Genomic DNA, 24,011 nt, shown 5'->3' with positions numbered 1-24,011 from the left:
AGAGCATTACTCGGGCTAAGGGAACGCCTAGCCCATATGGACGCACATAGGGAGGATAACGGAATGGGCAAGGACAAAGTGAGAATTGGCATCATCGGTGCTGGACGGATCGGCAAAATTCATGCAGACAATCTCCTGCGCAACCCGCATGCCGAGATTGTGGGAATCAGTGACTTGTTTGCAGGTCCTGAATTGGAGGCTTGGGCCTCCGACCGTGGCATCCCTGTTGTAACAACGGATAGCAGCCAGTTGATCTCGATGCCTAATGTAGACGCGGTACTGATCTGTTCTTCAACAGATACACATGTGCCGCTGATCGAACAGGCCGCCCAGGCGGGCAAACACATCTTCTGCGAGAAGCCGGTCAGCATGGATCTGGCACAGACCCAAGCGGCAGTAGCAGCAGTTCAAAAGGCTGGCGTGAAGCTGCAAATTGGTTTTAACCGCCGCTTTGATCACAACTTCAGACGGGTAAGGGCACATGTGCAGGATGGTACGATCGGTGATCCGCATATTATCAAAATTACCTCTCGCGACCCGAGTCCACCGCCTGCGGAGTATATCCGGGTGTCTGGCGGGATCTTCATGGACATGATGATCCACGATTTTGACATGGCTCGGTATCTGTCCGGGAGTGAAGTGGAAGAAGTGTACGCTCAGGGCAACGTGCTGATCAATCCGGTCTTTGCAGAACATGGCGATGTGGATACGGCAATTGTTACGATGACCTTTGCTAATGGAGCGATTGGTGTTATTGATAACAGCCGTCAGGCTGTATATGGGTATGACCAGCGTGTTGAAGTATTTGGTTCGATGGGCAGCGCAGCAGCGGCGAATGATCATCCGAATACGGCTGAGATCAGTACAGCGGCCGGACTCATGCGCGACAAACCATTGCACTTTTTCCTGGAACGCTACAATGAAGCGTATGTACAGGAGACAGCCCTCTTTATCGATGCAATCATCCATGATACACCGGTTATCGTAGATGGCCACGATGCAGTACAGGCAGAACGAATTGCGCTGGCAGCAAAACTGTCCATGGAGCGGGGAAGACCTGTGAAGCTGAGTGAAGTTCCTGGGATGTCACTGGAATCGCAAACGGCAATGCCATAGTGGATGATTAAAGTCACTTCTTTGAATAGAGGGCATGAATAGTCCAAGTTTTTGTTTTTTATAAGTAACAGGTTGTTGTGGACGATTACAGAAAGGAGTGGATGGCAAGATGTCAGAACGTATTGTGAAACCCGTGGTCAACCCGGAGGGAGACGGTACACTTATAAACGTAACACCGGAGTCGGCTGGGTGGGAATATGTTGGCTTTCAGGTAGCGAAGCTGGCGGAGGGGGAGACGCTAACCCGTGAGAGCGGTGATCAGGAACTCTGTGTGGTGCTTCTCAGTGGTTTCGCCAATGTAAGTACCCGGGAGCACACATGGGATAATATCGGAAAAAGAATGAGTGTTTTCGAGAAAATACCTCCGTACTCGGTCTACGTCTCAATTTCCGATCAAGTACAGATCACAGCACGTACCGAACTGGAAATCGCTATATGTGTTGCACCCGGTAAAGGCACGTACCCGGCTCGTCTCATTACACCCGAAGATGTAGGGGTAGAGGCACGGGGGTATGGCAATCTGGAGCGCCAGATTCACAACATTTTGCCGGAACAAAAGGAAGCGGACAGTTTGCTCGTTGTTGAGGTGTTCACACCAGATGGGCATTGGTCTAGTTATCCGCCACATAAGCATGATCGGGACGCACTCCCGGATGAATCTTTGCTGGAAGAAACGTATTATTTCCGTGTGCAGCCTGAGCAGGGGTTTGCCATTCAGCGCATATACACGGATGATCGTTCTGTGGATGAGACGCTTGCAGTGAAGAACGGAGAAGTGGTGCTTGTTCCGGACGGATATCATCCGGTAGGTGCTCCTCCGGGGTATGAGGTCTACTATCTGAACGTGATGGCTGGACCAACCCGGACCTGGAAATTCCATAATGACCCTGACCATGAGTGGTTGATGAAAAAGTAAAGCAGTTCATGCTACGCACATTGTGCTGGCTTCAAGTTGCGTATGCAGACTTCCCCCTGCATAATGAGAAGAGAACAATTATCTATGTATAACGAAATTTATATATAGCACAAATGGGGAAAAACAATGAAAGCAACCATATACGATATAGCACGCGAGGCGGGTGTATCCATTGCAACCGTCTCGCAGGTCATTAATGGCAAAGGCAAGATCAGTGAAAAGCGGCGCGCCGAGATTATGGAGATCATGGAACGCCTTCATTATCAACCCAGCGCGATCGCAGCTGCACTTACAGGTAAGCAGACGTATACATTGGGGCTGCTCGTACCGGATATCTCAAACCCGTATTTCGCAGAACTCGCCAGAGCGGTCGAGGATCGAAGCCGTCAATTGGGTTACAGCGTGGTCATCTGCAGTACGGATAATAAGGACGAGCGGGTAGAGCGTTATCTGAATCTGCTCCAGCAAAAAAGGGTCGATGGCATGATGATCGGAACCGGAATCGATAATGCCGAAATTTTGTCACCCCTCTTGCAGCAGTCCATCCCTGTTGCTCTGATTGCCCGTCATATGCCATCCCTATCGGTACATACGGTCACCATTGACGACATACTTGGCGGAGCACTCGCAGCACAGCATCTGCTTGAACTTGGGCACACCCGTGTAGCAGTGCTGTCGGAACCGTCCAAAGTCAGCAGCAGTCAGGAACGTGTACGCGGATTCCGTGAAACACTGATTAAGGCAGGTCATACGTTGGAACCGAGTCAGATCCGAGAATCGGCAGCTGACCTGAGCTCGGCCAAAAAAGAGGCGTTACTGCTGCTCGGTGAGAAGGATCACCCGACAGGTTTGTTCTGTTGTAGTGACATTCAGGCCATTGGTGCACTTCAGGCAGCCAAAGAGCTGGGCCTAAGCGTGCCAGAGGATGTGTCGATTATCGGGTTTGATAATACCATTCTGGCTTCAGTAACCAGTCCACCGCTTACGACCGTTGCCCAGCCAATTGAAGAACTGGGACATTGCGCTGTAGATCTGTTGATTGAAGAGTTAAAGGATGAACAAAAAGAGCCAAAGAAGATTGTGCTGAAGCCTGAGCTGGTTATCCGAGAATCAGCAGGTCGTGTATTAAGTTGAAAACAATTAGGTTTCTGATGTAACCTGATCAGTTGTGAGGCCAAGTCTACGTGTGTCATATTCATGCTCGGGATAAGGGTTATCGTCTTACCTGGTTCTGAATAGGTAATAAAACAATATAACAAAGTAACAAACAAGCCGCGTTCACCCTATGGGAGAATGCGGCTTGTTCATTTAAATCTTTAATTTTTAGTTTAGCCCAAAACGTCATCGTAATTGAGGAACCAGAGATAAGAAATGACATTGGAACAGAAAGAGTGAGATGTTATACTGGAATATATCAATAATTACCAATTTATATGTTTTGTGTAGATATAGAGAGGGGATTGGGATGAGTAGACGAATCAAGATGATTATGGGTATCGCCATGATTATTGTTTTTTTAGCTATTGCAGTGCGTATGTATACCTCTGGTCAATATACTATGTATATCCCTAGCAAACATACGACGTTTCGAGCAGAGGTCACAGATCATATGACGATGCTGGATACATTGGATCGACTGACGATTAGGAAAATATCAAGTACAGATCCGGATAATGAAGATGATGAAATATCGATTACAGATCCCAAAGAGATTAGAGACATGCTGAAGCTATTAAAGGATGTTGAACTTAAAAGAGTAGGGGAATTCGACGTTTCCGAAAGGAATCCGCATTACTATGAGTGGCGACTTACCATTAATAAAGAAGGTCGCTTTACCGATGGATTCGGACTGACGTTTTATAATGAAAATTCCATCTCCATCTACAATGAGGCGAAAACGAGAGACGAACTTGAGGACTACGAGATTACCAATGAGTTTGATCTGAATGAGATGGACCGCCTTTTTGGAAAGCTGAAGGAGGAGCAAACATGACCATCATATCCAACTATTATGTACGCCCTATTGAAGAACAGGATATCCCCTTTCTGTGGGAGATGTTATACGCATCCCTGCATAGAAGAGAAGGTGATGAACCTTTTTCAATCGAAAGTATTCATACTCCCGGACTGTCCAAATACGTTGAAGATTGGGGAAGAGAAGGGGATTTCGGGTATGTTGCAGTTGACCAGCAAGGCAAGAGACTAGGTTCAATAACGTTAAGATTCTATACGGATCAGAATGCGGGATACGTGAATGCAGCTACGCCAGAGATGGGGATGGCTGTAACGGAAGATGCGCGTGGAAAAGGAGTAGGCACCTCATTGCTTCAGACCGCATTAGATGAGGTTGAACGGCGGGGAATTGGAGCAGTCTCGCTCAGTGTTGACCCGGATAACCAAGCGATTCGCTTATATAAGCGGTTAGGATTCGTGGAGGAGTCCCTAAATGGTACATCGGTAACGATGGTGCGTGTAAGTAAACTTGAATCTTAAATGAGGAGCGGTCGTATCACTGGCAAAACTGAGCAAGCCACGTGGAACTGCAAAAGAAAAAGGCGCTTCCTCATGGGGAACGCCTCTTCCTTTGTGCCATGTACAGCATCGGTAGCTCTCTTTTATACTTACGCCGTATCACTTCAATATTATTTCAACAAAAATGCCAAAGCCTCGTCATACGTTTCCCATTGGAATTCAGTCTGGTGCGCCGATTCTTTGGAAATCCGATTCAATTGCATTTTGGCGATCGCACCACCTACGGCTACACTGGCTCGCTGCATACCCCACTGTGTCAGTAATTTCTGATGTTCCACAATTTTTTCTTTTGTATCCTGGGGAAATGCCTTCATATTTCTCATGTCCACGAGCACATCAAACGAATTTCCCAATTGTTCCGCTATTCTCTGGATTTCTGTATTTGCTTGTTCGACATGTTCAGGAGAAACAATACCTTCCCAGATAATTTCAATAATAGGTTTAGTTGAATCCAAACGTCTAACAGACATATAGGCAACTCCTCGATAATAAAATAATATGTAATATATGAGACTATAAGCCTATTAATTATACCTTTTTATAACGAGAATGAAAACTGAATTCACAATATAGTGGTTCTTATGGACTACTTTTTCCTAGGGGAGTTAAATTCAGGGATTGTTATCATATCGTCATTGGGAGGAAGGTTGAATAGCTAAAAGCCGCCCAGAGTATGAACTCCAGACGGCTTCTATAACTGTGACACGATAAAGTTAAGATAACTACTTAAATTAGAAGCCAATCTTCAAACTGTTACCTTCCGTTGCTACACCTTTGGAAAGGGAAATGCTCAGCTTTTGTTCTGCCGAGAAGCCTAGTGTTTCCCCATCATGCAGTGTGACGTCGTTTTCAACCACATACGTTGTGGTCATAAACATCATCTCAAATACATCGCTTAAGGATTCAGACGATTGCATAATCTCCATCTCTTCTTTTCCAAAGTTACGTAGTCCGTAAGTGTAAGCTGAAGCGCCTTCGGCATTTTGGAATAGTCCGATGAAAATCCAGAGCGAGACTGGCAACTCATCATGTTTGATCCCACGGCTGGTTTCGACATATTGACTGGCTTCAACAACAAGTGGGGCCATGTATATGGCCAGCGCGTGATCCAACTGTAACAAGGCACTCGCTGTTTGAGTGAACAGAACATGTCCATCAATAGCATTTGATGCGTTCAGAACAGAGACAATAATCTGAGACTGGTGCCGTGAGGTAACTTGCTCCGCTTCCCGCCAAAGGATGTTGAGTTTGGCATTCACCTCAACTTCACGGTCAGGCACAGGCGCGGCAATGTGGGCACATACCACCTGCATTCCATTCACTTCGAAAAAGAGATTGCCCTCCTCCGGGCGTTCTTCAATCTCGATATCCCATTCGTTTTTCATGTTCCTGATGAAGAGGTCAAAATCACAATCGTCACGCTCCAGCAGGACAAAACCCACGATGGTTTCACTGTAATCTGTCGATTCGACAGCACCACCTGCAGGTACCTTCTCCTTTTTGCGCCGCCGAAGCTTGTCAAACAATCCCATGACATGTTCTCCTTCCGATCCCAGATTGATTCTGGTCATTGTACACTACTATCTATTCACTACCTTACCATAAAGGAGTTAACATGAATCGAAGCAATGCACCATTCGACAGAAATTACAGGAACAGAACTAGCAACAACGTAATGATCGCAGGCAAACCTTGTTTGATAATGATCGACCGTGAAGAAGTTGCTCCTCCATAAAGAGCCGCAATGATCACACACGCCAGGAAGAAAATCTGAATATGCTGTCCAACGGCAGCATCCGGATATACGAGTCCCCAGATCAGACCTGCCGCAAGAAATCCATTGTAGAGACCTTGATTGGCCGCGAGAGATTTGGTGGATTTGGCGAATTCCGGCGTGAGATTAAAGGTTTTCATTGTGCGTGGACGAGTCCACATAAACATCTCCATCACCATGATATAGAAGTGTTCGACAGCTACAAGAGCTACAAAAATGATACTAATCAAAGGAAACACCTTGCTTTCTGATATGTAATTTATTTACTTGTCCATCCTAGTATAAATGTTTGCAACAAGAACGGAAAGAGCAAATTTAATTTGTAACAATTTAATTGTGTATTATTAAAAATATTTATCGTTTTCCAGTTGAGTTATGATGTTGAAATTAATAATGGTTACAAAGCTAAGCATACGCCGATTGTCGACAATCCATTCATTGGGTAATAATGAACAATAAAGAAGTGATATTGCTCAGGAAAGGGAGGAGATTATTATGGGAACGGTTCAATTTGTCCTGTTGGCTGATGATCCATCCACATTTGTGACCCGAGTTGTACCTTTTATCGACATTGAGCTTGCAGGAATTCCAGGTGACCGTCATTATGGTCTGCTTCGTCCGGCGGACTCACGTCAGAAAATCTACAAGCGCGGTACACCGATTGCGAATCGCCGCCAGATCAGTATTGTGTCCGAGGAAGAATGTGCTCTTATTGCTGAGAAAATGAACATTCCTGAAGTGCGTCCAGAGTGGCTTGGTGCCAATATACTGGTCCGTGGCATTGATCGATTGACGGAACTGCCTGCTGGAACGCGGCTCCTATTTCCAAACGGGACAGGGTTAATATGTGAAGGGGAGAACCTTCCCTGTGTACATCCGGGGAAAATGATTGAACAATTCTACGAACAGGACGGTTTGCGCAAAAAATTCGTGCCTGCGGCTCGCAAAAAACGTGGGATTGTGTGCTCGGTTGAACGGGAAGGTGTAATTCACACGGGGGATACCATAGAAGCCATTCACCTGTCCTGATTTTCAGGACAGGTTTCTAATTGATCAGCCCTCGGCGCTCACCATGCGGATGTCTAGAGTGTAAGTATTCCTCTGGTGTACTGCCAATAATGGACTTGAAATCTCGGATGAAATGGGATTGATCATGATATCCAAGATCCTGAGATAGCTTAATCAGGTCACAGTGAAGACCGCGGTCCATCCATTCTGCAGCATTTTGCAGACGATACAACTTGATTACGGTTTTGGGTCCGATGCCCACATACTGATTGAACAGGCGTTGAAGCTTTCGGGTATGCATATTCCAATAGGAAGACAGATCATCTACTCTCAGCATCTCCCGGTTCTGTTCAATCTGTTGCACAATATCGTGAACCATTCTCGCTTGAGCATCTTCAGCAGGAAGGTGCGCACATAATAGCTGGTCGATATAACTGGTTTTATCCGCATCATCCCCCGCCCCAAGAAGCCGGTCTTCCAAGGACTCCGCTGTGACGTCAAGAATATTGGATACATTCATCGGCTGTCCGTACAATGAAGAGACAGGAACCCGGAGGAAGGGATAAAACCCTCCTGGTCTGAACTTCACGCCAAATACACGACCTTTTCCGCTCACAAGATAGGAGAATTTACGTCCCGATGGTCCGAAGAAAAACGTATTGTTCCGTTCCACAACCAGATTGACACAGGGGTTAGGCACGACATGTTGGGGATACGGTTCAAGTCCAGTCAGATCCCACGATACGATCCAGTAATGTTTAACAAAAGGGCGAAGTGCTTCGGAAGGAGCATGGCGTGTCAGTTGATATTTATGATCACCTTCATTCAGATTCAGCAGGCCCATACTTGGTCTGTCCACTTGTTCTACCTGTTTCATCCGAATCATCCCTCCTGCTCATCTCACATTATTTAGGTTCTCTGAACAACAATGCCCGCACAGCAAAACGGGGTAAAATGAGTTGTCTGCGCCATCTCGAAGGTTGACTGAGAAGGCGATAGAGCCATTCCAGATTAAGCTTCTGCCATATCGCAGGGGCACGTTTGGTTTTGCCTACCACGATATCCAGACTGCCTCCAACACCTATGGCTACACGAGCGTTCAACTGGTGGCGATACTTGTTAATCCAGTGTTCCGCATGGGGTGCGCCAAGAGCCACGATAAGAAAGTCTGGTTGAGCAGTACCAATCTCTTCCACAATCTGTTGTTCCTCATCTGCCTGGAAATAACCATGGTGTCTACCTTTTACGATAACTCCGGGGTAACGCTGCGCAATGACCTTTACTGCCTGTTCACTGACGCTTTCCTCTGCTCCCAGCATGTAGAATGACCAGTGTTTTTGATCGCCTTCCTCCAATAAACGAAACAACAGATCACAGCCGGTTACCCGTTCAGTCAATTGTCCGCCCCGCAGACGAGATATCATCACAATGCCAGCACCGTCAGCAGTAACTAACCCGGCTTGATCGACGACTTGGCGAAGAGGGGCATTCTTCTGACAGGACATAACAATCTCGGGATTGCCTGTGATGACATGGAAGAGTTCATTTCTTTCCTGATCCACGACTTCACCAAGAATGGCAACGGTTTGATCCATCGTGACATTGGGAAAAGGAATACCCATAATATTTGTTGAGTGGCTCATGTCTCATTTCCTTTCTAAATTAGTCTCATCATCTTCAACAGCCCTGTTATTTCATTCCAGTTTAGTATATCTGATCTTCTGAAAAAGCACTATATGGGCGCAATCCGTTTGGATCATGGTATAACTATCCAAAAACATAAAGAGCTTATATTTTACCTGTTGTCGCGTTTTTACAATACGGCCTTTGGGGTATAACGATAGGATAGGAGTGCGAGGTTGGCAGATCGCGTATCCAATACATAAAGGGAGTGAGTCTATGGAACTGAAATATGAATTCTATATCAACGCAGGACTGGAAGACGTGTGGAATGCTCTAATATCACCAGACGGCACACGGAATAGTTTTTTCGGTAGCGAACTTCGTACCAATTTCCAACCAGGTCAACCGTTTGCTTATGTAGGGCCGGGCAATGATGGTGCGGAGACTGTCCATGTGTATGGAGATATATTGGAATTTGAACCGTTGTCCACACTCAGCTATCAGGAGCATCCCGGACCATCGTACCATGCGAATCATGCCGAGCTTCAATCCAGAGTGGTCTTCCAGTTGGAGACTGTAGGTGAGTGTACGAAGCTGACACTAATTAATGATCAATTTACAGATAACCATCCTTCCTATGCGAATGCACAGAGCAGCTGGTGGATGATTCTAAGCAGCATCAAAACTTGGGTGGAGACGGGGAAAACACTAAATTTTGGCTGGTAGCTGGTAAGAGGCAGTCATTTAGGATTTATTTTCATAAAAATAAAGGCATTTAATATAAGGACCAGTGCTGATTCAGCGCTGGTTCTTGTTTTTATGCAAAATTAAAACTATTGCTCTACATTTAATGTCTGATAATGTCGAAATATATATCATATGAGCTAAGAGGAGAAATGAGCATGTTTCGTAAACGTACTGAATCGACCAAACACCTTCGTACAGATGCGCATCAGAATTTACTGGAGTATAGTCGTAAACTGGTAGCAAACGCAGAAAAAGGCGACTATGACGCATGGATCGAAGATGGCATTGAGTTTCAGGATACCGATGAAATAGCTAATAATATCAAAAAAGCAGTACATATGATGAAAGCACAAAACGAAGCCGTGGAAATGCGTCTTAGAATGCTGAATCAGGCAATGAATGTGGGATTATGGGAGTCTGAGATTGTTGCTGGTGATCCACTGGATAACAATAATATCGTTTCATTTTCGAATGAATTCCGCCAAATGTTAGGCTTCCATAATGCCAAGGATTATCCCGATTCATTTGCAAGCTGGGCCAAATCGATATATCCGGATGACAGACCCCAACTGGTGCAGGAGATTATGAAACATGTGAATGACACAAGAGCAACAACTGCCTATAACGTCATCAGCCGTATGATTACCAAAAGTGGAGAAATTCGCTGGTTCCGATGCCTTGGACAAGTCATCCGAAATCAGGCTGGCGTTCCAGTCAAACTTCTGGGCATCAAGTTTGATATTCATGAGGAGAAGAGCAAGTCCGATGAGCTGGAAGCACTCGTCACCCGATATGATCTTGTTAACCGTGCCTTGGTGGAGGCACCATGGGATATGACGGTTGTGGCTGGAGATGTGGTTAATCCAAACAACGAATTTTGGTGGTCACCTCAATTCCGCCGAGAATTAGGGTTTAAGGACGAGCAGGATTTCCCAAATGTGTTCAGCAGCTGGAGCAGCCGACTTCATCCGGAAGACCATGATCGGACGATCAACGAATTTGCCAGACATATGAACGATTACAGTGGTCGTACGCCGTACGATCTGGATTATCGTCTGCAACGCAAAAACGGGGAGTATCGGTGGTATCACGCGGGTGGGGAGACCATTAGGGATCAGGATGGAGTACCGCTCCGCGTAGCTGGAACCATTCGCGATGTAACCCATGAGAAGAATAAGGAACAGATCGTGGAAGCCATGAATCTGAAAACAAAACAATTGTCGGAGTCCATTGGCGAGATGGTACGTGGAATTAACTCGATCACCGATCAGGCACAGGATCTGGTTACTGCACAGGAGTTATCTGCCGATGCAGCGATTCAAGTGAAGAGTAGTGCAGATGATACGAAGAATATCACCGTATTTATTCGAGAGATTGCCAGTCAGACCAATCTGCTGGGGTTGAATGCAGCAATTGAAGCTGCACGAGCGGGAGAGCTGGGACTGGGATTTGGCGTCGTTGCAGGTGAAGTTCGGAAACTGGCTGACCACAGTTCAGAGGCCACAGTAAATATCGAAGATAGCATGCAGAAGATGAAAACATTGATTGATCAGATTCTTGAACATATCGGTAATATGTCCACGTTAACGCAAAATCAGGCTGCCCTGACACAACAGGTGAATGCTTCAATGGATGAGATCAACACCATGTCACAGGATCTGGTTGATTACTCGCGGAATCTATAATCTCGAAGTCGCTTGTTGTAACGTCACGATCATTGGCACACATCATCAACAAAAAATCCACCGGGATGCATTTCTGCTCTCGGTGGATTTTTGTATTCCCATATAAAGCTAAGATGTATAGCTTTCAGTTTCAGCTATTGAATTAAACTTGTTGAACTTTGATCAGGTTTGTATTACCGGATTGACCGATTGGAACACCAGCGGACAATACAATGATGTCACCTTTTTCAATGTAACCTGTTTTGATTGCGTTACGCGTAGCCGATTCGAACATTTCATCCGTTGTCGTTACTTTGTCGCCCATAACCGGAATAACACCGGAGAGCAGGCAGATTTTTGCCAATACTTCTTCATGTTGTGTAACTGCGATGATTGGCGCTTTTGGACGATACTTGGAGATCATGCGTGCTGTGAATCCACTCTCAGTCGAAGTGATGATTGCTTTTGCATTCAGTACGAGGGAAGAACTTACAGCGCCCTGACTGATGACTTCAGTAATATCAGCGATCTGTTGAGCCGATTTTTGTGCGAATTGCTCTTTGTAATCAATCATCGTTTCGGCGCGACGAGCAACAGCAGCCATCGTGCGCACGGATTGTACCGGATATTTACCAGCAGCTGATTCACCAGACAACATCACAACGTCAGCACCTTGAAGTACAGCGTTTGCCACGTCACTTACCTCGGAACGGGTAGGGCGTGGGTTCACTTGCATGGACTCCAGCATGTGTGTAGCTACGATAACCGGTTTACCCGCGCGGTTACATTTGTCGATCATTTCTTTTTGCATCATTGGTACGTCTTCGATCGGTACTTCAACCCCGAGGTCTCCACGAGCTACCATGATGCCGTCAGATGCTTCAATAATATCGTCCAGGTTCGTCATACCTTCCTGGTTTTCGATTTTGGAGATGATCTGTACGTGTTCTACACCGCGTTCTTTCAGAATGCTGCGGATTTCACGGATGTCATCGCCTTTACGAACAAAGGAGGCTGCGATAATTTCGATATCGTTTTCGACCCCGAATCCGATGTGCATAACGTCACGCTCGGTTACGCCCGGCAATGTCGTTTTGATTCCTGGCAAGTTAACCCCTTTGCGTGGTTTCAGAATACCACCACTGATGATTTTACAATGGATATCGGATCCTTCCACAGACAGTACAGTCAGATCCACAAGGCCATCATCGATGAGGATACGATCGCCGGGTTTCACAACGAGGTTCAGTTCTGGATAGTTTACCGAGATACGCTCAGCGTCACCGAGAATTTCTTCGGTAGTCAGGATCAGCTCTTTACCAGCTTGCAGATGGCAGGATGCTTCTTTCAGTTTACCAATACGCACTTCCGGCCCTTTGATGTCCATCATGATCGGTACATAGGTGTTCAGTTCGGAAGCTGCTTTGCGGATATTGTTAATCCGTGTAACGTGATCTTCCAGTTCGCCATGAGCCATGTTCAGACGAGCAACAGTCATACCTTCCTGAATCATTACTTTCAACAATTCGATTGAGTCACAAGCAGGTCCCATGGTACAAATAATTTTTGTTTTTAACATGCTAATTTCCTCCTCATATTTAAGCTTATATGTGTATTGTAGCGTTTTCTGTCGAATCAGGGTATGAACTATAGTACAATGATTAGAGTATAGTCCGATAATGAGGTGTGTTATGTTCACTCCACTTGAAGTACGACATATTAATGGTGTTGGTTGGTACGAAGAAGCTGTGCAATCTCAAGAAACCTGGCGGCTTAGCTTGGTTACTTATGGAAAATGTGTATATTGGGTGAACGGTGATAAACAGATCATGGAAAAGGGTGAATTGCTCCTCATTCCAGGTGGTGTCCCATATTACGGCAAGAGTATTCCTACAGTAACGCACACACAGATTGTAATTCAATTGCAACGCAACCATACAGAAACTCTGCCTGCACTGGAACGGTATGAGGCTTTGCGGCATAAACCTGGATGTTACGAACTGATCCATCAACGCATGAGCGCTATTTATCAACAATGGCAGGAGCGTCCGTCTTATTATGTCATGATGAGCCAAGCCTTATTGATGGAAGTGTTGATTTATATGAACAGGGAGCTTGATCGTGGAGTCATTCCGCCGGAGAGGCATAATCATGTTGAACGGATGAAGCGGTATATTGAGCGGCATTATCGGGAAAAAGTGACAAAGGAAGAACTCGGGGACGAGATTAATAAGACCCCCAATTATGCTGCTGCATTATTCAAAAGCATGACGAATCAGACCATCAGTCAGTATGTCCATGATCAACGGATGAAACGAGCCATATACCTGCTCACGGAGTCACAACTCTCCATCCAGGAAATTGCCGAATTTCTCGGCTACCGGGATCTGTCTTATTTTTACCGCATATTCAAACGTATAACTGGAAGTCCACCGTCTGACCTTCTTCATGAACGCCCGCCTATAGTATGAAACACATAGTCCAACCCTAATAAGTTCTTCTATATAAGTAGGTTTAATTAAATGAGTACAAAAAAAGAGGGCCTATGCCCTCTTTTGCTGTATAGCAGGATCATCATCCCACCTGTTACATATATAAATGCAGCTATACATGACTGCTTGGGTTCGAAGCTGTGAGTGGTTGCTTTCCTTTTTTACGTGCCTGCCCAAGACGAAGAGCAAAGACATGTACAGTCCAATACGCGGCCTCAGCAAACAAAATGCCTCCGGCGATATCCAGCAAGGAATGCTGTTTGACAAACACCGTCGAAGCAATAATCAACCACAGCCACACTGACCAAGAGATCCGTGCCAAAGGTTTAAAGTTCAAGTGTCTGTTGATCACAATAAACAGCAAGTAGCTGGTCAGAACATGAACACTTGGGAAACAGTTGAAGGGCGCATCATTGGTATAGATAAACTGTACTAACACGCTGCTCATATCAGTTCCGCCGATCTCCGGGCGTGGGACATGGGTAGGGAACACCGCAAAGCAGACATTGGCAGCCATGACACCAACATTATAGGTAATCAACGTACGCCAGAATAGCGACTTGTTCGTCAAACCCAAATAGAGAAATCCAAGATACAGAATGGGCATCCAGCTAATGTACGGATAAATAAATTCTTTGAGAAAAGGAATCTGTGTATCAATCCAAGCATAATTGTAGAATACATCACTTCCCGTGTTGCTGCCTAGAAATACGTAAATGGAGCCTTGGAGCGGTATGCACAGAATAGCGAGTAAATGCCCCCAGCGCTGAAAGAATGCTTTCATAGTATCCCCCTGATTTCATTATGCATTGCGAAACTATCGTTAATTGATACTTCATAGATATATGACGTTGGAGAGTCGCCACACCCCTGCAGCTTTAAACTCTGGTAATACTATAATGGACAGATAAAGGTATAAGCCATACCTGATTTTAGGTGAAAAGCAGTCAGGATAAGTCTCTTTTTTGTTACTTTTATAGTTTTATCCATATTAGGCATATTCAATATACGGATGATGTGATACAACTATATTGGCATATAAGTTCTTATGACAACGGAAAACATAAATGAAACGAGGTAGGAAAATGTATGATTAATCCGCAATCCAAGCCAAAACATTCCTTTTCTGAGCGCAAACCTGTGCTCACCGTTGTGATTATTGAGCTGCTTCTCTTGTTAGCCGTATTTGCTGCAGGAGCCATTGCGACGATAAAACAATTGGACTACACTTCCCCCGTACTCATTTCCTTTACACCCATCGCCATTGTTCTGATGATCTATCTGACGTTAAGGCGCAAGTGGGGAGAGACCGGATTTCGATCTTTGCGAAGTATCCCGGCTGGCCATGCAAAGTATTATATTCCACTACTCCTTGTACTGGGTACACTTGCCCTGAAAGGATTTGGGGAGTTGAGCTTGTCACGGGTAGCCTTTTTCATCTTTTTTACCTTGCTCGTAGCTTTTGTAGAGGAAACGATCTATCGTGGACTTATTTTCAAAACATTGCTTCAAAAAAGTGCAGTGGCCGCAGTGGTGACCTCCAGCATATTGTTTTCGATTACACATCTGCTGAACGCATTGTCTGGTCAGGATATGACGGATACGATCATGCAATTGATCTATGCGCTGCTCCTGGGAGTTGTACTGGCGCTATTGATGCTGAAGAACGGAAATATCGTACCGCTTATATTGTTTCATTTCATACATAATCTGATTCAATTTTTAGGGAATGACCTGGAGGACACAGGTACACTGCCTTATGATCTGTTTATACTGGCAGTACTGATTGCTTACTGTGCATGGTTAGTGTGGAGCATTCGAACAAATTCGTCTATACCATCCAAAGGGAGTGAGCAAGCGAATACGGTTGTTCATTAAGGGGATTGCGGGTATTGCTTGAAAGTAGTTATCATACAGTTTCCCGTCAGCAGTTGGATCATGGTATACTTCAGTCTGGCGGGAAGACAGATATGTTCATGATACGAGGTCTGCCTATCCGTACATTAGGTTTAGACAGTAGGTGATATAGTGGAGAAGACAGCACAAGGTGTAGCAGAATGGATGGTACAGGAGATTAAATTCACAGGAACACTTCATCAGGAAGCTGCCATAGAATATGTGAAGACCCATTTTGGTGAAGAGTTTGTTTTTGTGAACGAGAACGGCAATACATCATTGTCCAAGGAAGTGAAGAAGGCTTTCCGAAAGCTTCATCGTGGGCAGATCGCCTGGGATCGGGATGCATTTATGTGGGCATGGACATAGTGTGTTATACTGGAGTAAGATGATTTATTGGTTGTGTTGGATATGCATGTCAGAATATTATATAAAAAATGTATAAGATGGATTAGATCTGCATATCCTTTCATAAGACCGTACACAAGCGACCAGGCACATAAGCGTGATAAACCCTGGCCCCACGCGTGGTAATAACATGTATTTCCAAAGCTGTTTGAAAAGAAAATACAAAGATTTGCTTTTTGGCTGAAATGGAGTTATAATAAAAACAAGTTGTAGAGAGTGGAAAACCTAATTCATATATTGTAAAGGGCGATCACTTATAGGTTTATGACTGGTACCTTTTTCAATGTGTGAATTTTTATTTGCTTGCTGCAAAGAACAAAGGAACATGTTAATCTTTATTTGGAGGTGTAATTCACATGCAAAACGGAACAGTAAAATGGTTCAACGCTGATAAAGGCTTCGGTTTCATCGAAGTTGAAGGCGGAGAAGATGTATTCGTACACTTCAGCGCTATTACAGGCGAAGGCTTCAAAACGCTGGACGAAGGTCAACGCGTGCAATTTAAAATTGTACAAGGAAACCGTGGTCCTCAAGCAGAAGAAGTTGTAAAACTGTAATTAAAGCATAGCTGCCTTTAACATGTTATAATGGTAAAGGCAGCTTCTTTTTTTTGATTAGTTATATAAAAGTCGACCCAATAGTTGTCGAGACAGAAGTTCGGTGGTACGTAAAACTTCCGCTAAGTGTAGGCTTCTGTGAAATAACGTCGGTTAGATGTTTTTCCATAACAAAGGGGGTAGAAGTCATGTATAATCGCAAAAAACCGTTGGAAGAGATTCCACAAGCTGATGCGGCAATCTGGGAATGTACGAGTGATACGTGCAAAGGATGGATGCGGGACAATTTTGCGTTTGATAACGTACCTACTTGTCCGATATGTGCTTCTGAGATGGTCAGCACGACTAGGATGCTACCATTGCTTGAGAATTCGAATAGTAATCTGAAAACGATGCCTAAAGGAAATCGGATTTAACATAGCTTACCCGCCTCTAACGAGGTGTTTTTTTTTAAGATCAAACAGACACCCTGTGCGAAGGTAAGGGTATTAAATATGAAGTTCCCGGCATTCGTTTTAGCGAATGCCTTTTTTTGTATCTTTTTTTACAGAAAGTATACTTTAATTGACGAGAATCGTATGAAAAGATAAAGACCCTTTTTGCTTATAGCAAAAAGGGTCTTTGTTGTGACTACAATTGTACCACGTCCAGATTGAGTTTAGATGAACAGGAATGGCAGCAGAAATAATGTTGCTACCAGAGCCAGATCGATTCCTGCTCCGTAGCCGTAACCCCCACCGTATCCTCCATATCCATATGGACCGTAGGCCGAAGATTTAACTTTCTTTGATGCAACAGCGTTTTTCTTGCTGCTTTTTACCAGCTGCTGTTTGGATTTGACTGAACACAGCCGTGGTCCCTCGAAACATCCGTTCAAATAAACTTTGCCATCACGACATTGACTAAGCGTACCATACATATGCTTACCGTCGTTCATAACGAGACAAACGGAACGTCCAACGTGCGGAGAAACCGTTTCTTCACATACCGGGTTAATTCTGTACATGCAAAATCCTCCTCATTAGATGCGGTTGCCGCTTGAATTCAACGGTTTGTATATCATAGTAAAAAGAAGAGCAATTGGTATGGACGAGTACCCGGAAAATCGAATGGGGAGGAGCCGTTTTTGAATCTGCTCCATACACTGGGAGGAGTGAGGAGGGGGTATCGCGTGGATTATCATGACATGCTGGCTCGGTTAGGGGAGGGAAGTGCCCATCCTGGAGGATTTTTGGCAACACTGAAGTTGCTGGATGGCTTATCTCTGCCTTTGGGTAGTCATATTCTTGAGATAGGGTGCGGTACTGGAAGGACTGCGTGTTACTTGGCTAAAAGTGGATATCGGGTAACGGCGATTGATCTTCATCGAAATATGCTGGATAAGGCAGTTCGGAGAGCGAGACGAGAACAGGTGGATGTTCAATTTGTTCAGGCTGATGTAGCATCGTTACCTTTTCCGGAAAACCATTTTGACGTGGTATTCGTGGAGTCGGTCACGATCTTCACCCCATGGCGGAGTGCACTTGCTGAGTATAGAAGGGTGTTGAAGCCTGGTGGACTTTTAGTGGATCGAGAGATGGTTCTATCAGGCCAGAAGACCGAATTGATGTGTCGCAGGTTAAAGCAATTTTACGGTATACGAACTCTGGTAACGGCCACAGTATGGAGAAAACGCCTCAAGCATTGTGGTTTCACCAAGGTAGAGGTCAAGGAACATTCGCGATCCATGGGAAAATGGGGCGTTGATCATGATCCACATCGCGAGATCGATATGAATTGGTTTGAGGATGAACGTATGCAGCGAATGAGTCAAACCAATGATCGTTTGCTCGCGAAATACGGCAAAAAGTTGGGATATGCTGTTTTTGCGGCTAGGGCACCGTTGGAGGTCAAAAAGGAAAGATAGGAAAAAGACAACTCACACAATCGTGTGGGTTGCCTTTGTTTGTTCTGACAGAACGTACTACAGCATATCGTTATCGATAATCCGCCAGTGGTGTTTGAGCAGGGCTTCCAGTTGGTTCTTATCTTTGGCTCGAAAAGCACTTAAAATTTGCCGGTGCTCTTCATTAACTTCGAGCAGTACCTCAGACAGCTTAGGCTTATTATCACTAACATACGACTGCCGGATGAAACTGTTCTTCAATGTGTTTAACATCTCAATTACTGTGGCGTTACCGCATCGCTGAATGTACAGATTATGGAAATGATATTGGTTCTTGTTGTAGGCAGCAAGATCAAGCTGACTGATATCTTCGTCCATTCGGACAACCAGAGTTTCCATCTCCAAAAGTTCAGATGGTCTGAGATGGTCTGCTGCAAGTGTGGCAGCAAGTGCCTCCAGCACACCGATTGCTTGGGAAAACTCCAGTTTTTTGCCTGCATCAAAAGGAGTGACAATAAATCCCCTGCGTGGGATGTATTGCAGCAGATTGTCTGAAGCCAGCTGGAAAAGGGCCTCCCGAGTAGGCGTGCGACTGATATCCAGCTTTTTGCATATCTCGGCCTCGTTGATCTTCTGGTTGGGAAGTAACGTCCCGTCCTGAATCTTCTGGGCAATGTAATCGTATACGTGATCTTTCAAGGACCGGTATTTGGGTACCTCCATACCGAATCCTCCTTTCTATGTATAGTGAATAAATAGATGGGTGTGAGGCCGTACTGTACGCGCCGTTCAGGAGTTTCAAGTTTTTATCATCTTAACACCGAGGGGGGAGTTGGGCAAGCAAACTTCATGTTTCAGCCGATGTAAATGCTGTGTTATGTATAGCATATTTTATGGAATTAAAGCGTATAAATGTTTAAATAATGATTGTGATAAACCGATTGTTTGTTAATATTACTTACATATATGTCCATATATTGTCTTATGTATATTGTATACAAATCATTATGTTACTCATTCAAAAAAAGAATAGGGGTATGATGTGTGAAAAAAGTGCTTTTGCCAATGATGCTGTTGTTAGTGGTTGTATTCATGTCCGCATGTGGGCAGGAAAAAACGACAGGCACCGGATCAGACGCTACTTCGTCTTCGGGCAGTAGCTCTGCGGAAAAGGAAGTAATTGTACTTGGAACCAGTGCGGACTATGCACCCTATGAATTTCATAAGAAAATCGATGGTAAAGATACCATTGTAGGTTTCGACATCGAGATTGCGAAAGCAATTGCGGCTGATCTGGGAGCCGAGCTGAAGATTGAGGACATGGACTTTGATGGCCTTCTTATGGCTCTCGGTACAGATAAGGTTGATTTTGTAATATCAGGCTTAACCCCTACCGAAGAACGAAAGAAGAATGTTGATTTTACGGATATCTACTATTATGCAGAGCAGGCTGTACTTGTTAGAGATGGGGAAGGTACGGCATTAAAGTCTGTGAATGATCTATCAGGCAAGCAGGTTGGTGTACAAAAGAGTTCCATTCAGGAAGGGATTGCTCAGGAAATAGAGGGAGCAAAGCTCACTTCTCTGGCCAAAATACCTGAACTGATTCTGGAGTTGCAGACGGGGCGTGTAGACGCACTCATCCTGGAGAAGCCGGTGGCTGAACAGTATGTAAAGAACCAAGAGGGGCTTGTTGTTGCAGGTGTGAAGATTGAACAGGCTGAAGACGAGGGTGGTTCGGCCATCGCGGTGAAGAAGGGTAGACAGAAACTGCTGGATCAGATCAACGCTACATTGGAAAAGCTCAAAACGAACGGAGATATTGAACGGTTCGTCGTTGAAGCGAATGAGATGCTCGGCGAATAAACCGGACGAGTGAGGGATATGCCGTGAATTTAGATTTTTCCTTTCTATTAGATCATTGGCAAGATTATGCACGAAGTGCATGGGTTACGCTTGAGCTTTCCTTCTTCGGTGTTCTGTTTGGGACGTTACTTGGTGTGATCATGGCATTAATGCGATTATCCCGAATATGGCCAATTAAATTGGTGGCATCGGCGTATATTGAACTCATTCGAGGAACACCAATGCTCGTACAGATTCTTATTATTCATTATGGTCTGACGGTTGTAGGTGTGAACTTGCCGGCATTTATGTCGGGGGTGGTAGCTCTGACGATGAATAGCTCCGCTTATATGGCGGAGGTGTTCAGGGCCGGGATTCAGGCGATTGATAAAGGACAGACCGAGGCTTCGCGCTCCCTTGGTATGACACATGGTATGACACTTCGCTACATTATACTGCCACAGGCTTGTCGTAACATGCTCCCGGCGATCGGCAATGAATTCATTATTATCATTAAAGATTCTTCGCTAGTTTCCATGATCGGCATAGCCGAGATTATATACACGGCCAGAACAGTTCAGGGGGTTACATTCCAGCCACTTGCTCCGCTGCTTGTTGCCGCCGGACTCTACTTTATAATCACATTTACACTGGCCAACGTGCTATCCTGGTTAGAACGTAAACTGTCTACTTCTCGATAACTATGGATAAAGGGTTCGATTCGAAGGAGAGCTGGGAGTAGGCTGCTGTGGAAATAGTGGGATGTAGTCGTAAATGGGGGTGGTATCGCATACATTGATATTGTATTTTGTATACAATATTTTGGAAAGGTGTTGGGCGTGTATGTCAGATTCCAAAATGTTAATTGATTGGTCGGAGCGCTATGCTGCACCTAATTATCATCCACTCCCTATTGTTATTGAACAGGCGGAAGGAGTATGGGTAGAAGACCCTGAAGGCCGCCGTTATATGGATATGTTAAGTGCTTACTCTGCATTGAATCATGGTCACAGACATCCTGTGATCATACAGGCGCTCAAGGATCAGGCAGATCAGGTTACGCTGACATCACGGGCATTCCACAGCAGCTCCGCTTCTCTTTTTTATCAAAAACTCTCACAATTCACGGGGAAATCGAAGATTCTCGCCATGAATACAGGAGCGGAAGCGGTGGAGACTGCGGTAAAAGCGGTACGTAGATGGGCTTATCGTTGCAAAGGTGTACCGGAAAATCAAGCCGAGATTATCGTATGCTCTGGTAACTTTCATGGAAGAACTCTGACGGTCACGTCTTTCTCTTCTTCGGCGGAGTATAAAAAAGATTTTGGACCGTTCACACCTGGATTCCGAATTATTCCCTATGGAGACATTGAAGCACTGAAGCAAGCCATTACACCGAATACAGCAGGCTTTCTTGTAGAGCCCATTCAAGGTGAGGCAGGAATTGTTATCCCGCCCGATGGATATCTGGCTGAAGCTTTTGCATTGTGCAAACAACAGCAGGTGCTAACCGTATCTGATGAGATCCAGACCGGTTTTGGAAGAACAGGTCGCCGTTTTGCCTCTGACTGGGAAGGTGCTGAACCAGATATCTGGATTATGGGCAAGGCGCTGGGAGGAGGAGTCATGCCCATCTCGGCTATTGCTGCTAATGCGGAGATAATGGATTTGTTTGAACCCGGGTCTCATGGTTCTACGTTTGGCGGGAATCCACTCGCCTGCGCCGTGGCTGTAGCAGCTCTGAAAGTCCTTGAAGATGAGAAGCTCGCCGAGCAATCGGAGCATCTGGGCAACTATTTTATGAAAAGACTTCGTGATATTCGCAGTTCGGCTATAAAGGATATTCGGGGTAGAGGTTTATTTATTGGGGTTGAGTTGTATGGATCAGCACGTCCTTATTGCGAACGTTTGATGTCTGCTGGACTGCTGTGCAAAGAAACCCATGAGACAACCATTCGGTTTGCTCCACCACTAACGATTAAAGAGTCCGAGATTGACTGGGCATTGGAGAGGATTGAGCTGGTTTTGACAACCGATGAAGGAGCTGACCTACATGAAAAATGATGATGTCCTTGATGGCACACAAGATACTTCTACTAATACAAGTCATACTTCTGTGCGGCGCAATGTTGCCATCATTAAGGTTCCTTTCGGACTCGGTGGAGCGAGAGGCGGTGCAGAGTTGGGGCCCGATGAATTAATTACAGCTGGACTGAAGCGGGAGATCGCGAGCCTGGGACTAGTGCTTTCCAAAGAAGTGCGGGTAGAGTGTCCAACTGAACCATCTGTCCCTGCTGAGCGGAATCGGGTGAAATATTTAAACGAAGTACGGCAGGTCAGCGAGAATGTGTTTAATGAAGTATCTGTTGCGGTAGAGGAGGGGGCCTTTCCGCTTGTGCTTGGAGGAGATCATAGTGTAGCGATAGGTACTTTCGCCGGATTAACTGCGCATTATTCTAATCTGGGGGTGATCTGGTTTGATGCGCACGCAGACTTGAATACGGAAGAACGAAGCTTGTCCGGTAACATGCATGGGATGAGTGTGGCTGCTTCTTTGGGTCATACTGCATATAATCTGTCTCACATTGCTGGGGCAGGCGCATTTATAGATCCATCCAATTTGGTCTATATTGGTCTGCGTGATCTGGATGAGTATGAGAAGGAACAGATTAAGGGACTGGGCATCCAAGCATTTACGATGCATGATATTGACCGGATGGGTATACAGCAAGTTATTGAGCAAGCAATAGCTATAGCTGGTGATGGAACGGATGGTATTCATGTCAGTTTTGACATGGACTGTCTGGATCCGCGTGAAGCTCCGGGGGTAGGCACACCTGTACCGGGTGGTTTGAATTACCGAGAGGCACATTACGCATTAGAGCTACTTGCTTCCACGAATCAAGTTACGTCCATGGAACTGGTTGAGGTGAACCCATTGCTTGATCACAATAGACATACGGCAAGGCTTGGTGTGGAACTGATCGCTTCTTTGCTCGGTAAGCGCATATTGTAAGCACTGAGAAGTGAATCGGAATGTGTAAGCTGCGCTCAAGGAATGACTCTCTTATTTATATAGAAGGAAAGAAAACTGAGATTTCCGAAAACTAGGGCTAGTCACAAGAAATTGTTCACTGCATTCGCAGTGGAAGTGGCTTCCCTGGTTATGTTTAATGGATAAGTGTATTAGAGGCGCCGTAATGAGGATGCTGAGAGTTATTTCTATAGTACAGGAGCGTCAGATTACATATTGTGCTGATGATGTAGGTTGATTATCATTTTTAAAAAAAGACTTGCAATTGAAATCTGTACATGATATATTCTAAGTCCGGCCAAGAAAACACGGTTTACACGGTGCGGCAAGCAAATCAAATAAGCTTCGAAAGAAACTTAAAAAAAGAGCTTGCAAAGTTGGTTAGGACATGATATTATATAAGAGTTGCTGAAGAGAAAGACATTCGGTAACAAAACAAGTTTGATCTTTGAAAACTGAACAACGAGTGAGTAAACATTCTGCTTGCAGAATGAACGCGAAAGTTTGAAACAAG

Annotated in this window: 27 protein-coding genes; 18 read left to right on the top strand and 9 right to left on the bottom strand. The window is 45.0% G+C overall.

Going from position 1 to position 24,011, the window contains the following annotated elements; genetic code table 11:
• The first annotated feature begins 63 nt into the window (after positions 1–63).
• The 5 genes from iolG (at position 64) to J2X75_RS30020 (ending at position 4,525) form a co-directional block, all read left to right on the top strand.
• Entirely contained in the window at positions 64–1,116 is a 1,053-nt protein-coding gene (iolG, locus tag J2X75_RS30040; protein ID WP_310343300.1) for an inositol 2-dehydrogenase, read from the top strand.
• A gap of 109 nt (positions 1,117–1,225) precedes the next feature.
• Positions 1,226–2,032 (top strand): 5-deoxy-glucuronate isomerase, encoded by an 807-nt coding sequence (gene iolB, locus J2X75_RS30035; RefSeq protein ID WP_310343298.1) that lies wholly within the window; start codon positions 1,226–1,228, stop codon positions 2,030–2,032.
• 126 nt (positions 2,033–2,158) lie between these two features.
• Positions 2,159–3,166 (top strand): LacI family DNA-binding transcriptional regulator, encoded by a 1,008-nt coding sequence (locus tag J2X75_RS30030; protein WP_310343296.1) that lies wholly within the window; start codon positions 2,159–2,161, stop codon positions 3,164–3,166.
• 331 nt (positions 3,167–3,497) lie between these two features.
• Positions 3,498–4,025 (top strand): hypothetical protein, encoded by a 528-nt coding sequence (locus J2X75_RS30025; protein WP_310343293.1) that lies wholly within the window; start codon positions 3,498–3,500, stop codon positions 4,023–4,025.
• Entirely contained in the window at positions 4,022–4,525 is a 504-nt protein-coding gene (locus J2X75_RS30020; protein WP_310343290.1) for a GNAT family N-acetyltransferase, read from the top strand. Before J2X75_RS30025 ends, J2X75_RS30020 begins: the two co-directional genes overlap by 4 nt.
• Before the next feature lie 149 nt (positions 4,526–4,674).
• On the opposite strand, the gene J2X75_RS30015 is transcribed toward J2X75_RS30020, so the two are convergent.
• The 3 genes from J2X75_RS30015 to J2X75_RS30005 form a co-directional block, all read right to left on the bottom strand.
• A complete protein-coding gene (locus J2X75_RS30015) occupies positions 4,675–5,034 on the bottom strand; it encodes a hypothetical protein (protein WP_310343287.1) in 360 nt (119 codons plus the stop codon).
• A gap of 261 nt (positions 5,035–5,295) precedes the next feature.
• On the bottom strand, positions 5,296–6,096 hold the full coding sequence (locus tag J2X75_RS30010) for a DUF4261 domain-containing protein (RefSeq protein WP_310343285.1): 801 nt from the start codon (positions 6,094–6,096) through the stop codon (positions 5,296–5,298).
• Positions 6,097–6,211: 115 nt separating this feature from the next.
• Positions 6,212–6,577 carry a DUF1304 domain-containing protein gene (locus J2X75_RS30005; RefSeq protein WP_373428284.1) on the bottom strand — a complete coding sequence of 122 codons (366 nt, stop codon included), beginning with the start codon at positions 6,575–6,577 and terminating at the stop codon, positions 6,212–6,214.
• A 256-nt stretch (positions 6,578–6,833) separates the two neighbouring features.
• Here J2X75_RS30005 and J2X75_RS30000 point away from each other — a divergent pair, with 256 nt between their 5' ends.
• Positions 6,834–7,367, top strand: a complete 534-nt coding sequence (locus J2X75_RS30000) for an MOSC domain-containing protein (RefSeq protein ID WP_310343280.1) — start codon at positions 6,834–6,836, stop codon at positions 7,365–7,367.
• 16 nt (positions 7,368–7,383) lie between these two features.
• On the opposite strand, the gene J2X75_RS29995 is transcribed toward J2X75_RS30000, so the two are convergent.
• Both J2X75_RS29995 and J2X75_RS29990 read right to left on the bottom strand, forming a co-directional pair.
• Positions 7,384–8,223 (bottom strand): DUF6597 domain-containing transcriptional factor, encoded by an 840-nt coding sequence (locus tag J2X75_RS29995; protein ID WP_310343278.1) that lies wholly within the window; start codon positions 8,221–8,223, stop codon positions 7,384–7,386.
• A 28-nt stretch (positions 8,224–8,251) separates the two neighbouring features.
• Positions 8,252–8,989 (bottom strand): WecB/TagA/CpsF family glycosyltransferase, encoded by a 738-nt coding sequence (locus J2X75_RS29990; protein ID WP_310343276.1) that lies wholly within the window; start codon positions 8,987–8,989, stop codon positions 8,252–8,254.
• 256 nt (positions 8,990–9,245) lie between these two features.
• Here J2X75_RS29990 and J2X75_RS29985 point away from each other — a divergent pair, with 256 nt between their 5' ends.
• Both J2X75_RS29985 and J2X75_RS29980 read left to right on the top strand, forming a co-directional pair.
• Positions 9,246–9,695: an SRPBCC family protein gene (locus tag J2X75_RS29985; protein ID WP_310343273.1), complete on the top strand. Its 450-nt coding sequence runs from the start codon at positions 9,246–9,248 to the stop codon at positions 9,693–9,695.
• Between the two features lie 176 nt (positions 9,696–9,871).
• Positions 9,872–11,401 carry a methyl-accepting chemotaxis protein gene (locus J2X75_RS29980; RefSeq protein WP_310343270.1) on the top strand — a complete coding sequence of 510 codons (1,530 nt, stop codon included), beginning with the start codon at positions 9,872–9,874 and terminating at the stop codon, positions 11,399–11,401.
• A 142-nt stretch (positions 11,402–11,543) separates the two neighbouring features.
• Here J2X75_RS29980 and pyk read toward each other — a convergent pair whose 3' ends face one another.
• Entirely contained in the window at positions 11,544–12,959 is a 1,416-nt protein-coding gene (gene pyk, locus J2X75_RS29975; RefSeq protein ID WP_310343268.1) for a pyruvate kinase, read from the bottom strand.
• A gap of 112 nt (positions 12,960–13,071) precedes the next feature.
• On the opposite strand from pyk, the gene J2X75_RS29970 reads away from it, so the two are divergent.
• Positions 13,072–13,851 (top strand): helix-turn-helix transcriptional regulator, encoded by a 780-nt coding sequence (locus J2X75_RS29970; protein ID WP_310343264.1) that lies wholly within the window; start codon positions 13,072–13,074, stop codon positions 13,849–13,851.
• A gap of 133 nt (positions 13,852–13,984) precedes the next feature.
• Here J2X75_RS29970 and J2X75_RS29965 read toward each other — a convergent pair whose 3' ends face one another.
• On the bottom strand, positions 13,985–14,656 hold the full coding sequence (locus J2X75_RS29965; protein WP_310343262.1) for a phosphatase PAP2 family protein: 672 nt from the start codon (positions 14,654–14,656) through the stop codon (positions 13,985–13,987).
• A 305-nt stretch (positions 14,657–14,961) separates the two neighbouring features.
• Here J2X75_RS29965 and J2X75_RS29960 point away from each other — a divergent pair, with 305 nt between their 5' ends.
• The 4 genes from J2X75_RS29960 to J2X75_RS29945 all read left to right on the top strand — a co-directional run bounded on the left by J2X75_RS29960 (position 14,962) and on the right by J2X75_RS29945 (position 17,149).
• Entirely contained in the window at positions 14,962–15,750 is a 789-nt protein-coding gene (locus J2X75_RS29960) for a CPBP family intramembrane glutamic endopeptidase (RefSeq protein WP_310343260.1), read from the top strand.
• A 150-nt stretch (positions 15,751–15,900) separates the two neighbouring features.
• Positions 15,901–16,137, top strand: a complete 237-nt coding sequence (locus J2X75_RS29955) for a DUF6953 family protein (RefSeq protein WP_036607962.1) — start codon at positions 15,901–15,903, stop codon at positions 16,135–16,137.
• Between the two features lie 395 nt (positions 16,138–16,532).
• Entirely contained in the window at positions 16,533–16,733 is a 201-nt protein-coding gene (locus J2X75_RS29950) for a cold-shock protein (protein WP_024633772.1), read from the top strand.
• Positions 16,734–16,921: 188 nt separating this feature from the next.
• Entirely contained in the window at positions 16,922–17,149 is a 228-nt protein-coding gene (locus J2X75_RS29945; protein ID WP_017691121.1) for a cold-shock protein, read from the top strand.
• A 242-nt stretch (positions 17,150–17,391) separates the two neighbouring features.
• On the opposite strand, the gene J2X75_RS29940 is transcribed toward J2X75_RS29945, so the two are convergent.
• Complete coding sequence (locus tag J2X75_RS29940) at positions 17,392–17,739, bottom strand: hypothetical protein (protein ID WP_124118878.1); 348 nt, start codon at positions 17,737–17,739, stop codon at positions 17,392–17,394.
• A 165-nt stretch (positions 17,740–17,904) separates the two neighbouring features.
• Here J2X75_RS29940 and J2X75_RS29935 point away from each other — a divergent pair, with 165 nt between their 5' ends.
• A complete protein-coding gene (locus tag J2X75_RS29935) occupies positions 17,905–18,639 on the top strand; it encodes a class I SAM-dependent methyltransferase (protein ID WP_310343250.1) in 735 nt (244 codons plus the stop codon).
• Between the two features lie 57 nt (positions 18,640–18,696).
• Here the strand turns inward: J2X75_RS29935 and J2X75_RS29930 are convergent, their stop codons facing one another.
• Positions 18,697–19,341, bottom strand: coding sequence for a GntR family transcriptional regulator (locus J2X75_RS29930; RefSeq protein WP_310343247.1), 645 nt, complete (start codon positions 19,339–19,341; stop codon positions 18,697–18,699).
• Positions 19,342–19,662: 321 nt separating this feature from the next.
• Here J2X75_RS29930 and J2X75_RS29925 point away from each other — a divergent pair, with 321 nt between their 5' ends.
• The 4 genes from J2X75_RS29925 (at position 19,663) to rocF (ending at position 23,479) form a co-directional block, all read left to right on the top strand.
• Positions 19,663–20,484, top strand: a complete 822-nt coding sequence (locus J2X75_RS29925) for a transporter substrate-binding domain-containing protein (protein WP_310343244.1) — start codon at positions 19,663–19,665, stop codon at positions 20,482–20,484.
• Positions 20,485–20,507: 23 nt separating this feature from the next.
• A complete protein-coding gene (locus J2X75_RS29920) occupies positions 20,508–21,164 on the top strand; it encodes an amino acid ABC transporter permease (RefSeq protein ID WP_310343241.1) in 657 nt (218 codons plus the stop codon).
• 142 nt (positions 21,165–21,306) lie between these two features.
• Positions 21,307–22,527, top strand: coding sequence for an ornithine--oxo-acid transaminase (locus tag J2X75_RS29915; protein WP_310343238.1), 1,221 nt, complete (start codon positions 21,307–21,309; stop codon positions 22,525–22,527).
• The gene (rocF, locus tag J2X75_RS29910) at positions 22,517–23,479 is read left to right on the top strand and encodes an arginase (RefSeq protein WP_307540549.1); all 963 of its coding nucleotides are present in this window, start codon (positions 22,517–22,519) and stop codon (positions 23,477–23,479) included. Before J2X75_RS29915 ends, rocF begins: the two co-directional genes overlap by 11 nt.
• The last annotated feature ends 532 nt before the right edge of the window (positions 23,480–24,011 follow it).

The organism is Paenibacillus sp. 2003 (genome assembly GCF_031455635.1).
GTDB lineage: Bacteria > Bacillota > Bacilli > Paenibacillales > Paenibacillaceae > Paenibacillus > Paenibacillus amylolyticus_B.
The sequence above is the reverse complement of the archived record's forward strand: the minus strand, read 5'-3'. Positions and strand labels throughout refer to the sequence as shown.

Bases quoted from the DNA above. Each gene is read 5' to 3' on its own strand.
- iolB (WP_310343298.1), top strand. From the start codon at position 1,226: ATGTCAGAACGTATTGTGAAACCCGTGGTCAACCCGGAGGGAGACGGT.
- J2X75_RS30020 (WP_310343290.1), top strand. From the start codon at position 4,022: ATGACCATCATATCCAACTATTATGTACGCCCTATTGAAGAACAGGAT.
- J2X75_RS29965 (WP_310343262.1), bottom strand. From the start codon at position 14,656: ATGAAAGCATTCTTTCAGCGCTGGGGGCATTTACTCGCTATTCTGTGC.
- J2X75_RS29940 (WP_124118878.1), bottom strand. From the start codon at position 17,739: ATGTACAGAATTAACCCGGTATGTGAAGAAACGGTTTCTCCGCACGTT.
- J2X75_RS29950 (WP_024633772.1), top strand. From the start codon at position 16,533: ATGCAAAACGGAACAGTAAAATGGTTCAACGCTGATAAAGGCTTCGGT.
- J2X75_RS30015 (WP_310343287.1), bottom strand. From the start codon at position 5,034: ATGTCTGTTAGACGTTTGGATTCAACTAAACCTATTATTGAAATTATC.
- J2X75_RS29930 (WP_310343247.1), bottom strand. From the start codon at position 19,341: ATGGAGGTACCCAAATACCGGTCCTTGAAAGATCACGTATACGATTAC.
- iolG (WP_310343300.1), top strand. From the start codon at position 64: ATGGGCAAGGACAAAGTGAGAATTGGCATCATCGGTGCTGGACGGATC.
- J2X75_RS29990 (WP_310343276.1), bottom strand. From the start codon at position 8,989: ATGAGCCACTCAACAAATATTATGGGTATTCCTTTTCCCAATGTCACG.
- J2X75_RS29970 (WP_310343264.1), top strand. From the start codon at position 13,072: ATGTTCACTCCACTTGAAGTACGACATATTAATGGTGTTGGTTGGTAC.
- J2X75_RS29985 (WP_310343273.1), top strand. From the start codon at position 9,246: ATGGAACTGAAATATGAATTCTATATCAACGCAGGACTGGAAGACGTG.
- J2X75_RS29980 (WP_310343270.1), top strand. From the start codon at position 9,872: ATGTTTCGTAAACGTACTGAATCGACCAAACACCTTCGTACAGATGCG.
- pyk (WP_310343268.1), bottom strand. From the start codon at position 12,959: ATGTTAAAAACAAAAATTATTTGTACCATGGGACCTGCTTGTGACTCA.
- J2X75_RS30010 (WP_310343285.1), bottom strand. From the start codon at position 6,096: ATGGGATTGTTTGACAAGCTTCGGCGGCGCAAAAAGGAGAAGGTACCT.
- J2X75_RS29995 (WP_310343278.1), bottom strand. From the start codon at position 8,223: ATGAAACAGGTAGAACAAGTGGACAGACCAAGTATGGGCCTGCTGAAT.
- J2X75_RS29960 (WP_310343260.1), top strand. From the start codon at position 14,962: ATGATTAATCCGCAATCCAAGCCAAAACATTCCTTTTCTGAGCGCAAA.
- J2X75_RS29915 (WP_310343238.1), top strand. From the start codon at position 21,307: ATGTCAGATTCCAAAATGTTAATTGATTGGTCGGAGCGCTATGCTGCA.
- J2X75_RS30030 (WP_310343296.1), top strand. From the start codon at position 2,159: ATGAAAGCAACCATATACGATATAGCACGCGAGGCGGGTGTATCCATT.
- J2X75_RS29945 (WP_017691121.1), top strand. From the start codon at position 16,922: ATGTATAATCGCAAAAAACCGTTGGAAGAGATTCCACAAGCTGATGCG.
- rocF (WP_307540549.1), top strand. From the start codon at position 22,517: ATGAAAAATGATGATGTCCTTGATGGCACACAAGATACTTCTACTAAT.
- J2X75_RS30025 (WP_310343293.1), top strand. From the start codon at position 3,498: ATGAGTAGACGAATCAAGATGATTATGGGTATCGCCATGATTATTGTT.
- J2X75_RS30000 (WP_310343280.1), top strand. From the start codon at position 6,834: ATGGGAACGGTTCAATTTGTCCTGTTGGCTGATGATCCATCCACATTT.